At 48.5% G+C, this 11,295-nt stretch carries 10 protein-coding genes and 2 pseudogenes; 5 read left to right on the forward strand and 7 right to left on the reverse strand.

The features are described 5' to 3' along the window. The 6 genes and pseudogenes from GY683_RS06515 to GY683_RS06540 form a co-directional block, all read right to left on the reverse strand. A pseudogene (locus GY683_RS06515) lies at positions 1 to 812 on the reverse strand (glutamine--fructose-6-phosphate transaminase (isomerizing)); the annotation flags it as partial. Positions 813 to 998: 186 nt separating this feature from the next. Then, positions 999 to 1,871 (reverse strand): ABC transporter ATP-binding protein, encoded by an 873-nt coding sequence (locus GY683_RS06520; RefSeq protein WP_297287970.1) that lies wholly within the window; start codon positions 1,869 to 1,871, stop codon positions 999 to 1,001. Then, positions 1,861 to 2,748, reverse strand: coding sequence for a nitrate ABC transporter permease (gene ntrB / locus GY683_RS06525; protein WP_297287971.1), 888 nt, complete (start codon positions 2,746 to 2,748; stop codon positions 1,861 to 1,863). The genes GY683_RS06520 and ntrB overlap by 11 nt, the downstream gene beginning before the upstream one ends. 17 nt (positions 2,749 to 2,765) lie before the next feature. Beyond that, a complete protein-coding gene (locus GY683_RS06530) occupies positions 2,766 to 4,148 on the reverse strand; it encodes an ABC transporter substrate-binding protein (protein WP_297287972.1) in 1,383 nt (460 codons plus the stop codon). Positions 4,149 to 4,253: 105 nt separating this feature from the next. Next, complete coding sequence (locus GY683_RS06535) at positions 4,254 to 5,624, reverse strand: FAD-dependent oxidoreductase (protein WP_297287973.1); 1,371 nt, start codon at positions 5,622 to 5,624, stop codon at positions 4,254 to 4,256. A gap of 103 nt (positions 5,625 to 5,727) precedes the next feature. Further along, positions 5,728 to 6,852, reverse strand: coding sequence for an acyl-CoA dehydrogenase family protein (locus GY683_RS06540; protein WP_297287974.1), 1,125 nt, complete (start codon positions 6,850 to 6,852; stop codon positions 5,728 to 5,730). A gap of 252 nt (positions 6,853 to 7,104) precedes the next feature. Between GY683_RS06540 and GY683_RS06545 the strand changes: the two genes are divergently transcribed. Beyond that, complete coding sequence (locus GY683_RS06545) at positions 7,105 to 7,992, forward strand: Hsp33 family molecular chaperone HslO (RefSeq protein ID WP_297287975.1); 888 nt, start codon at positions 7,105 to 7,107, stop codon at positions 7,990 to 7,992. Between the two features lie 66 nt (positions 7,993 to 8,058). On the opposite strand, the gene GY683_RS06550 is transcribed toward GY683_RS06545, so the two are convergent. Beyond that, the gene (locus GY683_RS06550) at positions 8,059 to 8,619 is read right to left on the reverse strand and encodes a TetR/AcrR family transcriptional regulator (RefSeq protein ID WP_297287976.1); all 561 of its coding nucleotides are present in this window, start codon (positions 8,617 to 8,619) and stop codon (positions 8,059 to 8,061) included. A gap of 146 nt (positions 8,620 to 8,765) precedes the next feature. Between GY683_RS06550 and GY683_RS06555 the strand changes: the two genes are divergently transcribed. From GY683_RS06555 to GY683_RS06570, 4 genes and pseudogenes are all read left to right on the forward strand, one after another. Then, entirely contained in the window at positions 8,766 to 9,830 is a 1,065-nt protein-coding gene (locus GY683_RS06555; protein WP_297287977.1) for an alpha/beta hydrolase, read from the forward strand. After that, the gene (locus GY683_RS06560; RefSeq protein ID WP_297287978.1) at positions 9,827 to 10,450 is read left to right on the forward strand and encodes a hypothetical protein; all 624 of its coding nucleotides are present in this window, start codon (positions 9,827 to 9,829) and stop codon (positions 10,448 to 10,450) included. Before GY683_RS06555 ends, GY683_RS06560 begins: the two co-directional genes overlap by 4 nt. Positions 10,451 to 10,502: 52 nt before the next feature. Next, entirely contained in the window at positions 10,503 to 10,823 is a 321-nt protein-coding gene (locus GY683_RS06565) for a hypothetical protein (protein ID WP_297287979.1), read from the forward strand. Positions 10,824 to 10,849: 26 nt separating this feature from the next. Further along, positions 10,850 to 11,295: pseudogene (locus tag GY683_RS06570) on the forward strand (hypothetical protein); the annotation flags it as partial.

Here is an 11,295-nt window from a genome sequence, read left to right on the forward strand (position 1 = left end):
TCAGCGACAGCTTTTGGCTGTTCGTTGATTTCTTTTTGCATAAAGTGGCTGTATGGACCAAGCTCAAGGCTCGCCAAAGACAGCTGAGAGGTCTTGACTTGGCGCTCGGGCGCGTTGCCGTCTTTATCTAGTAGAGTATCAATACCATCTGCGGTTAAGATTGCGATGTCGCCATCTTCTAGGTAGGTGACTTGACGGGTAAATGACACCACTGCCGATACGTCGGATGCGATGAAAACTTCGCCTTCCCCAAAGCCAATCAACAAAGGACAGCCCATGCGTGCCACAACCATCTTGGTGGGGTCGTCTGGGGTGATGACAGCGATAGCGTACGCCCCATGAAAACGCGAGCAAGCGGTCTGCACAGCGCGGTATAGATTGCCATCATTTTGGGTGTATTCATGATGAATGCTGTGGGCGATGACCTCGGTGTCAGTCTGTGATTCAAATTCAAAACCCAAAGCCTCTAGGCGGACGCGCTCCGCCTCAAAGTTCTCAATGATGCCATTATGCACCACGGCAATCGTGCCGCCTGAGATGTGCGGGTGCGCATTAGGCTCCGTCACGCCGCCATGCGTTGCCCAGCGCGTGTGACCGATGCCAATATGACCGAATAATCCTTTGGCTTTGGCGGCCTCTTCCATGAGTGCCACGCGACCCACGCGGCGCACGCGTTTAATCTTATTCTCTTTTTCGCTAAATACAGCGATGCCAGACGAGTCATAACCACGATATTCAAGGCGTTTTAGACCGTCGGTCAAAAAATCTACCACATTAGCTTGGCTACGAATAGCCCCAACGATACCGCACATATATTGTTCCTTAGTATCAAAAAAATCTTTAAAAATTGGCAAAATTGCCCTAACAAAACCAATATCACGGATGCTTTTTATTGGCGCTAATATTATAGTGGATTTTAGGATGGGGTGGAAATGATTGCCATCAAATATTACAAAAATAAAACACCGCCAATTGACGGTGTTTTAAGATAATTAAAATTATAATAAATCCCAGTTGTCTCTGGCAGGATACACCACTTTTGGGGCGGTGAATTCTTCTTGTTGGGCTTGGAGTTTTTTGCTGCGATTTACTAAAAAATCAAGCAAATGATTGCGAATGCGATAATAGCCTTGATCGTGGTGGATGTGTTCACGAGTGCGCGGATGCGGCAGGGTATTGACCACGATTTCTGCCAGTTTTGCCTGTGGCCCGTTACTCATCAAGAAAATACGATCAGCAAGCAAAATCGCCTCATCGATGTCATGGGTGATCATAAATACCGTCTGCTGGGTCTTCTCGATGATGCTCACCAGCTCGTCTTGGATGTTGCCGCGAGTTAGGGCATCTAGCGCCCCAAATGGCTCATCCATCAGCAGCATCTTAGGCTCGGTGGCGAAGGCGCGCGCGATGCCGACACGCTGCTTCATGCCGCCTGACAGCTCTGATGGCATCTTGCTCATGGCGTTCTCTAGTCCCACCAAAGACAGGTAGTGGCGGATTTTTTGTTCTTTTTCGCTCTTTGAGATGCCTTTGTAACGCGCATCAATGGCAAAGCCAATATTGTCTGCAACTGTCAGCCACGGCAGCAGGGCGTGCGATTGAAACACCACGCCGCGCTCAAGGCTGGGCCCGACCACCTCGACACCTTCCATTAGGATTTGACCGCCTGTTTGATGTTCAAGTCCTGCCAAGGCGTTTAAGATGGTGGATTTACCGCAGCCAGAGTGTCCGATGAGACAGATGAATTCGTTCTTTTTGATGTCGAAATTGACTTTTTCAAAGACATTCGGCGCATCTTTGGCGTAGCGTTTAGACAGATTTTGTACGCTGATTAATACGTTGTCAGTCGTGTTGTTAGTATCATTCGACATAGCTCACCTTTTTTTGTAATAATGCAAATAACCAATCGAGCACCATGCCGACCACGCCAATGAGCAGCACGGCAAAGATGACATTCACGATGGATAAGTTGTTCCACTGATTCCACACAAAATAGCCAATACCTGTACCACCTACGAGCATCTCGGCAGCGACAATCACAAGCCACGCAATGCCCATAGAGATGCGCATGCCAGTGACGATGGTGGGTGCGGCAGCAGGTAGGACGATTTTTTTGGCGGTGGTGAGCGGATCAACTTCAAGTGTCTTGGCGACATTTAACCATTCGCGGCGAACACTTGCCACGCCAAAGGCGGTGTTGGTCAGCATCGGCCATACCGAACAAATAAAAATCACAAAAATGCTTGATAGGTTTGAGTCTTTGATCGTATAAAGGGCAATCGGCATCCACGCTAGGGGTGAGATGGGCTTTAGTAGCTGCACAAAAGGCGAGATGGCTTTATCTAAAACCTTGCTCATGCCAAGCACATAGCCCAGCGGAATGGCAACCAATGCCGCCAATAAGAACCCCAGCAATACCCTGCCAATCGAATAACCAAGCTGAATGCCGATGCCTTTATCATTCAAGCCTTTGTCATAAAATGGGTCAGACAGATGCTCGATGGCGGTGGCGGCGAAGCGTTTTGGGCTGGGAAACTCGCTCTCAGTGCTGGCGACGACGGCGCCTGCGGGCGTGTGTTCAGGAATGTTACCCATCAGTACTTCGTATTCTAGGGCGATGGGGTCAGTGGGTGCGGTGACTTTTTTGGGCAAGGTCGCCGCCTGCCAGATGCTAAGCGTTGCAAGCACGATCAAGGCAGTAACGAGATACGCCTTGGTCTGGGTGGTTAATTTGCTAAATAGACTCATTTTTTTTACTTATTATGTTATTGTGCGCGAATGGGAAAGCTTGAGATGTATTCATCAGGGCGACTTGGGTCAAAAGGCTTACCCATGACGGTGATGGATTTTTCGTCGCTAAATTCATAGCCCATTGCCTGCATTTGTTTTTTGGCATCGGTTAATAAGAATACTTCTTGGGCAAGTTTTTGGTAGTCGACATCGCCTTTTAGGTAGCCCCAGCGTTTCATTTGCGTGAGCATCCATACCGCCAAAGATTCCCAAGGCATGGCATCAAAACCCGTGCGATCTGGCACGTCTTGGACTTTGCCAATGCCATCAGCGAAGCGACCTGTCAAGCTTTGGCGAATCACAAGCTCAGGCTGGTTTAGATAGTTGGCAGGCGATAAGATTTTAGACAGCTCTTTTTTCATTTCAGGCTTGTTCGCCATGACGTTGGCTTTTAAAATCGCGCGATACATCGCTAGGAATGATTGTGGATTATCATCGATAAAGCTTTGGGATGTGCCAAAACTGCAGCAAGGATGACCGTTCCAAATATCACGGCTCAATGTGTGAATGTAGCCTGCCTTGTCCCAGACGGCGCGTTGGTTGAACGGTTCGGGCCCAAAGAAGCCATCAATGTTGCCGGCTTTTAGGTTGGCGATCATGTCGGGCGGTGTGGTTAGGCGCAGTTTCACGTCTTTGTCTGGGTCAAGTCCGTGCTCCGCCAGGAAATAACGCAGCAGATAGTTGTGAATTGAGTGTTCAAATGGAATGGCGAAGGTCATGCCTTTCCAGTTTCTTGGGTCGCGATTGTCTTTGTGTTTTAGGGACATCACGAGAGCCTGACCATTCACGTTTTGGATGCAGGCAACTTTCATGTCTTGCTTGGCAGAGCCTAGACCTAGCGTGATGGCAAGTGGCATCGGCGCCAGAAAATGCGTGGCATCCAGTTCACGATTCATCATCTGATCGCGCACGAGCGCCCAGCCAGCACGTTTGACCAGCTTGGCATTAATGCCTTGTTCGGCGTAGTAGCCCAGCGGGTCCGCCATGATGAGCGGTGTTGAGCAGATGATCGGGATAAAGCCGATGGTTAGATCTTTCTTTTCGGGGTTTAGTCGATCGGCTGCGGCGGCTTCTTGTAAGGCGGATAATGGCAGAAGACTACCTATCGCTGCCATTGCGGTGCCAGCGCCCACTGTCTTTAGGAGGGCTCGGCGAGTCGGCTCATGAGGGAACAGCGCTCGCATGGCGGCAGCTTCAACAAAATCGGCGGAGGCTTGCTCGGTTTGGGAGTTTAGTTGTACGTTTTGGTTTAATTGCTCAAAAGCGCTGGCGTGGTCGCAGTCGGCTTGGGTGCTGTGCTGCCCGCACGTACAGCCAAGGCGCGAATTAGGATCATAGGGGCGAAAAATATTGCTCATGGTAACTTTAATAATATTCTAAAATGAGAAAATAAAATCAGCCGCTATTATAATAAAGAATAACGGCTGACAATATATGCCAAGTTGGCATATGGTTATGATGATTTAGCTTTGAGGTGATTTTAGTAGAGCTTTTGCAATCACTTCACCAGCATCATCCACCATCTCAAGCGACAGCTCGGCAGGGTCATCCTTGACGATGCGCCAGTCGCCATCAGCTCTAGGGTTGCCGTTGGCAGTGACGTTGATGCTTTTGTTTTTTAGACGAATCATTGGTGCTTTGTGTTCGTAGCCTGAATGTGCCACGCCTAGGATTTCGTGAGCGATGGCAGTTGCTTGGGCGCGATGCGGCGCAACATAACGACAAGGTACGCCATCGATGCTGATGCAGTCGCCTAGGGCATAAATGTGCGGCACGCTAGTCTGTAGGGTGTGCTGATGCACGGCAATGCCTGTACGCTTGTTGAAGTCAACGCCTGCACGTGTTGGCAGACGTTCATCCACCGCCAGGCCTGTCGCAACAATCACCTCATCAAATGATAATGTGCGAGTGCTATTATCCTTGCAGTCTAGCAGTGCGATCTCATAGCCTGATGGCGTGGCTGTCACATCATTGACCATGCTAAAGCCTAGCCAGCTGATGCCTTTGGCGGTGATGGCGTCTAGGATGCGCTCGCCTGCTACTTTTGGTAAAAATGCTGATAATGGACGTGGGCTGACATCAATTAGGCTAACTTGATGCCCTGCATTGACCAGATCTTCAGCCAATTCGGTGCCGACCATGCCCGCCCCGATGATGGCGATGTTCTTGGGCTTATCGTCACGTGCCAAGGCTTTTTGTAGTGCGTCAAAGCGATGAAGGTTATTAACATGATGAGCGACGTCTTTGGCGATGGTCGGTGGGTAAGCAGGCGCCGCTCCGATCGCAAGCACCAAATCATCATAGCCGACATCGCCGCGTGTGGTGTGTAGGGTTTGAGTTTCGGTGTCAATGTGAGTGACGAAGGTGTTCGCCAGCAGACGAACGTGGTTGTCTGTGGCGGATTGCACGGCGCTGGTGCGCACCAGATCAGCAGGCGTTTTGCCTTGTGAGATGGCAACTGACAACATCGGCTTATGGTAGCGATCGCCTGAGTCCCCGCAGATGAGCGTGACAGGAATGTCTTTATCCAGGGCGCGAACAGCATCAACCACACTCCAACCAGCCAGACCAGCACCGATGATGACAATGCCTTTTTTGTGGCTATTAAAAATCGGTGTGGTGATGTTCAGGGTTTCTTCGGTGCCGTCATAGGGTTCAAAATCGCTTTTTTTGACGCCACATAGCGGGCATTGCCAATCATCGGGAATGTCCTCAAAGCGCGTACCAGCAGGCAAGCCATCTTCTGGATCACCAAATTCTTCGTCATAAATATAGCCACACGCTAGGCAGATGAATTTACGCCAAGCGCCGCGTCCGTCAGTGGGTGTAGTCATGGGTTGCCTTTTTTGATTGTTTGAGTATTGGCGACTGGCTGATGCATAATTGACATCGACCAGTCGTTTTGAGTGTAATTTGGGTGTTTAATTTGAAATATAATCAGATGTGAAACTCAATATCACGGCGCACGTTCGGCTCGCTCATCAGCTGATGCGACAGGTAGCGCAAATGCTTGATGGCAGGCGTAACGATAGCGACGAACTGCGCTTCACGTAGGCGGCGTTGTGGTGCTGCACTCATGAGATAGCCTTTTGCACCTTGATGGAGTATGGCGGCTTGGGTGGCTTTTAGGCTAAGCATGCCGCCTTGGGTGCGCACATTCAGCACATCCAAGAAAAAGTCCGTATGCGTCTCGAACGGTGTCTTAGCAAGCTCGGCAGTACGTGCAACCAGACGATCTAGTTCGTCTTGTAGGGTGCCTGCTTGATCCTCTAAGAAAGCGTTGCTCACCGCAGTGCCTTCTTTGACATCATCAATCGCACCCATGATGATGCCTGCGCCGATGCCCATCTGCATCAGGACGAATGCACCTCGAATACGCTTGATGAAGTCCTTGCACGGTAGGGCGATGATGTCATCTGTGCTGATCGGGTAGTTTTGTAATTCGATGCGCCAAGTGCTAGAGCCTTCCATGCCTGAGAAAGTTGGGCAGGCGTGTAGCTCCCATTTGCCCGCGCGCTCTTTGTCAAATTGTAATAAAAAGAACACTTCATCGTCCGTGCCTTCAATCTGTGCTACCGCGCCGCAGTATTGATCTGGTGCGATGTGGCTGATCCAAGGCAGAGTGCCACTGATGCTGTAGCCCTGACCGTCTTTTTTGGCGACGAGGCGCATGCTTTCGATGTTCGCCCAGGTTTTCATGGGGTTGGATAGCGCTGTGCCGCCAAAGGTGTTGGCGATGATATGATCAGGTAGGATGCGCTGTTTTAGTGCGGTGTTGTTCGATTGGTCAAGGTACAATCCCATCACCTGATGACACCATGTCAAAAAGCCTGTCGTGCCACAGACACGACCCACCTGAGCATTCGCCAGAATCGCCAAATCAAGGCGGTTGCCGTATTCATTAAGGTGCGGCGCGAACAATCCGGCCTTACCCAGTGCGCTCATCTCTGCCAATGGATAATAGCCTTTGTCGATATCGATGACTTTTGGAATAAGATGAGTGTTGGCTAGGCTTTGGATGCTGTCCAAAAAATCTTGCTGATTATTAAAATTAAAACTCATGGCGATCTCTTTTTGATGGCTTGTAATTTGGTGATTTAAAAAAATAAATTTGCTTATTCTAAAATGAACTAAATTACCCTAAAAATCTAGCAATCTATTATAAGTCAGCTCACTTAAGCATGTATTTTCTATTTTGGAATATATCCAAAAAATTCAGGAATATGAAAAGTTTTACCAAAAATCGTTCGCTGATTTGCAATTTGGCAACCCATCCCCATTTATCTGTAAATTCTACCAGTTAAGAAGTAAATCATGAATGATGTGAATCAATCTACCCAGTACCGCCAGCGTTTTTTTATTGAAGGGTCGCCTGTGCGCGGCGATGTGGTGCGTCTTGATGAAGCGTATCAAACCGTCATCAATAAAAAACCTTATCCTGCAGCCATCAAGGCGCTCTTGGGCGAGATGCTCGTGGCTGCCAGTCTATTAATCGGCACGCTAAAGATTAATGGTAGACTGTCAGTGCAATTACAATCATCTGATGAGAACAGTCTGTTGTCTTGGGCGATGGCAGAATGCGATCACACAGGGCAAGTGCGCGCCTTGGCGGAATTCCACGAGAGCGATGAGTGGCAGCAGAACACCATCAGTCAGAGCGCCTTTGCCAAGCTAGGACAAGGCGTACTGTTTATCAGCATCCATCCGGAGCGTGGTGAGGCTTATCAAGGCATCGTTGAGCGAGTGAGTGATGATTTGGCGGAATGTTTGGCGCATTACCAAAAACAATCTGCGCAAATCCCAACTTTGTTGAAGCTTGCCACGAGCGATGAGAGTGCAGGCGGCATCTTGGTGCAGCTACTACCACAAACAGAAGAAGATCGTGAGAATGACCCTGATCTGTGGGAGCGCATGAGCGCCCTGACCATCACCATTAAGGATGAAGAGCTGACCGATCTGGCGGCGGATGAGATTCTGTATCGCTTGTATCACGAAGAAGAGGTGGTGATTCCAGAGCCAAGCACGCTTGAATTTGGCTGCACCTGCTCTAAAGAAAAAAGCGAAGGCGCAATCTTGCAGCTAGGTCACGAAGAGGCACTACACGCGCTAGACGCTCATGGCGGTAAGCTGTCATTGGACTGTGGATTCTGCGGACAGTCGTATGAATTTAATCAATCCGATGTCGATGCGTTATTTGTCTAAATAAAACTGTAAAAGAGGGCTTAGCCCTCTTTTTTATGTGCTAAATCATCGTGCCTGACTTAAGAATTACTCATCATCACCCATCAGTCCAATCTGTAGGATATCCATCACTTTTTGCCAGTCCTTCAAGGTCTCGATCTCGTTAAGTTCTTGTCCTTTTTTTAGGTAATATTCGCCAGCATGTAGCGCCATCGCTGCATAGCTGTCCGCATGAAAATCCCAATCTAAGTTGGGGTCTTGGTTGCTGGCGTACGCCAAAAATCGATTCTTGACCAGTGTATGCATCTCGCGGCGAAAGTTGTGCTTAGGTGTTTGAATCTTTAGCAATGCTAGGGCGAGACGTCTGTCTTGGTGAGTCAATGATTCTCGAGCTTTAATGCTTTCTTGGGGATTTTTACCAAATCTTAAAATCAAAAACTGCTCATAGCCGCAGCGTATCTCGGCGATGAGCTTGCCTGTTAGGTCGCTTTTGTTGAAGTAATATTGATAAAAGGTGGAGCGATTAATCATCGCTCGTGTGACGATGTCTTGTACGTTGATCTTATCGTAATCTCGTTCGTGTAATAGATCAACGAAGGCTTCTTTGATGGCTTTTTGGGTGCGTTTGGCGCGCAAATCGGCGGTCATGACGATGTTCCGACAATTTAATAATTATTGTTGGATTATACAATATTTTTTATATTATTGTTAATAAAAGTACATGTTTTTAAAAATATTGGTGGTTGAGCTGTAGTCATTGGTTGTTTAAAATTAACAATACTCAGACTTTTATTGTGAAAAAACTTCTACTTGCTGCTTTCATCTCTGCGTTTGCATTAAGCGCTTCTGCTTTAGTGTCGGAGCCTGCCCAATCCAAGTCGGCACATCTGCTTGCGCCTGAATATCAAGATTTGTCAGTATTGACAGCGTTGGGTAACTTAGATACAATGATTGCTCAGGCAGATCTGGCTAACCCTGATCAGACGCGTGCCATATTACAAAAAATCAACGCTGACCTACTAAAGCAGAATCTAGCCACGGCGCCCCATGCCACGAGCAAATTGACCGCCCCGAAGGCAGGTGATCAGCCTGCTGTGGACATGTATGTCTTTGAACCCAAAGTTCGCGCTGCCAAGTCGCCGGTGATTTATTTTATTCATGGCGGCGGTTATTTGGTGGGTAATGCCGTACAGCAGAATGCTGAGTTGTTCGAACTTGCCGATCAGGTGGTTGCGGTGGTTGTTAGTGTGGAGTATCGTCAGGCAGGCGATGCACCTTTCCCAGCGGATATTAATGATGCTTATCATGCTTTGTCTTATGTGTTCGATAATGCAGAGGCTTTGGGGTTTGATGAGGATAAAATCATCATGGGTGAGAGTGCTGGCGGTGGTCTGGCGGCACGACTTGCCCTAAAAGTGCGCGATGTGGGTGAATATCAACCTGCCGGTCAGGTGCTCATTTATCCAATGCTCGATCATCGCACAGGCACGCCAGGGTCGCCTTATGCCAATGATTATTCGGGCGAATTTGTGTGGAAGCCTGAATATAATCGCCTGGGCTGGGGGCTATTGAAGGGTGGTCAGGACATCAGTGATGACGATTTGCCCTATTACTCTGCGAGTATGGCGAAGGAGCTAATAGGGCTGCCAAGAACTTATATCATGGTCGGTGGCTTAGATCTGTTCGTAAACGAAGACATTGATTATGCCAGTCGCTTGATACAAGCGGGCGTGGCAACTGATCTGCAGGTCATCAACGGTGTGTATCATGCCTTTGAAAAGGTAAGCCAAACATCGCCTCAGACTAAGGCGTATCATGCCGCACGCACTGAGGCGATCAAAGGAATGCTAAACCCATGAGTGCATCTCGCCACCCTGTGCTTTGGGGCTTTGTGCTGGCGGCGTTGACGATATCATTTTTGACACCGTATTTACCAGTGGCTTGGTATGCCGAGCATGGGCTGATGGAGAATGTCCAATGCGCGCTGTTAGGCTTGGCGGCGCTTAGCTGTCTGTATGGCTATACACGATTGCAAGCGCAGATGGATCGATGGGTGTGGCTTGGTATGGCGATGGTATTTTTGGTGTTCGTTGTGCGTGAGACCAACATGATGCGCGGTGTGCTGTATGATGCTGATGCGATTTGGTTCGGGGTTCATAATCGCTTGTATGGCCGTACTCTGATGGGCGCTATGGCGATATTTGCGCTGACATGTCTAATCCTTGGTCGAGCATGGCGATGGCTACACCATAAAGCCATGCCGGTGCTGCCGATATTGGCTTGGCTGCTGTTGATTGGGTTTCAATATGTGGGCGAGCGTGGCAGCTTTGGCTTAGGTAGCATGGGCATTGTTCTAGAAGAAAACAGTGAGCTGCTGGTTTATGTGGGTGCGTGGCTGATTTTTTGGTATCACGGCAGAGTGTTATTGACGAGCCAATCATCGACCTTAAAAGATGAAAAAATACCCTGTCTACCATAAAGCCAGCCCATTTAAATGATAAGAGATTGAATATTATACAAGTGAGATTGTTATGTTCTACGTTAGAGTGAATCGAGGCGAATTTGATTTAAAGCACATCAAGACCATCTGCAGTCGAGTGTTGGTCTGGAATGAAGAGCATCACCAACTCAGCGATGATCAAATCAAAAAATTACAATACATCACTCAGCCAACACTCGACGCCAATCAGCATCGAGATGAAATTTACAAGCTGTGCCTTGAGCTAAGAGACACCATGACCCTGCACGATGATAAAGGCAGGGTGTTACATTTCATGGTGGATAAGGATACAGATTGGCTGTATTTTGGCGATGATGAGGGTCTGGCAGAAGCTAAGGTTTTATCAATTTAACCCCCTAAATGCAAATGGAGCATTCTATGAATCAAAATGTATTATTAACCCTATTTCCCGTAAGCAGTGAAGCTTACCAAGCCTTTAACGAACTAAAGGTCTATCGTCAGACAGCTGAGACCATCATCGCGCAGGCGGTACTTATCAAGAAACAAAATGGCGTGATCACCATGGTTGATGCTTTTGATGCTTCAGAGAAAATCAACAGCGGCATGCTGACAGGCGGTCTGATTGGTGGCTTGCTTGGTATTATAGGTGGTCCTTTGGGAATGCTGCTTGTTGGCTCATTAGGCGCGCTCATTGGTGGTAATGTCAAGGCGGCAGAAAGCATTGGCGAAGGCACGCTATTGATACAAGCGGGCGTGGCAACTGATCTGCAGGTCATCAACGGTGTGTATCATGCCTTTGAAAAGGTAAGCCAAACATCGCCTCAGACTAAGGCGTATCATGCCGCACGCACTGAGGCGATCAA

Origin of the sequence: Moraxella sp. (assembly GCF_024227015.1) — a bacterium.
Taxonomy (GTDB): domain Bacteria; phylum Pseudomonadota; class Gammaproteobacteria; order Pseudomonadales; family Moraxellaceae; genus Moraxella.

Bases quoted from the DNA above. Each gene is read 5' to 3' on its own strand.
- GY683_RS06545 (WP_297287975.1), top strand. From the start codon at position 7,105: ATGAATGATGTGAATCAATCTACCCAGTACCGCCAGCGTTTTTTTATT.
- ntrB (WP_297287971.1), bottom strand. From the start codon at position 2,748: ATGAGTCTATTTAGCAAATTAACCACCCAGACCAAGGCGTATCTCGTT.
- GY683_RS06565 (WP_297287979.1), top strand. From the start codon at position 10,503: ATGTTCTACGTTAGAGTGAATCGAGGCGAATTTGATTTAAAGCACATC.
- GY683_RS06540 (WP_297287974.1), bottom strand. From the start codon at position 6,852: ATGAGTTTTAATTTTAATAATCAGCAAGATTTTTTGGACAGCATCCAA.
- GY683_RS06530 (WP_297287972.1), bottom strand. From the start codon at position 4,148: ATGAGCAATATTTTTCGCCCCTATGATCCTAATTCGCGCCTTGGCTGT.
- GY683_RS06520 (WP_297287970.1), bottom strand. From the start codon at position 1,871: ATGTCGAATGATACTAACAACACGACTGACAACGTATTAATCAGCGTA.
- GY683_RS06535 (WP_297287973.1), bottom strand. From the start codon at position 5,624: ATGACTACACCCACTGACGGACGCGGCGCTTGGCGTAAATTCATCTGC.
- GY683_RS06560 (WP_297287978.1), top strand. From the start codon at position 9,827: ATGAGTGCATCTCGCCACCCTGTGCTTTGGGGCTTTGTGCTGGCGGCG.
- GY683_RS06550 (WP_297287976.1), bottom strand. From the start codon at position 8,619: ATGACCGCCGATTTGCGCGCCAAACGCACCCAAAAAGCCATCAAAGAA.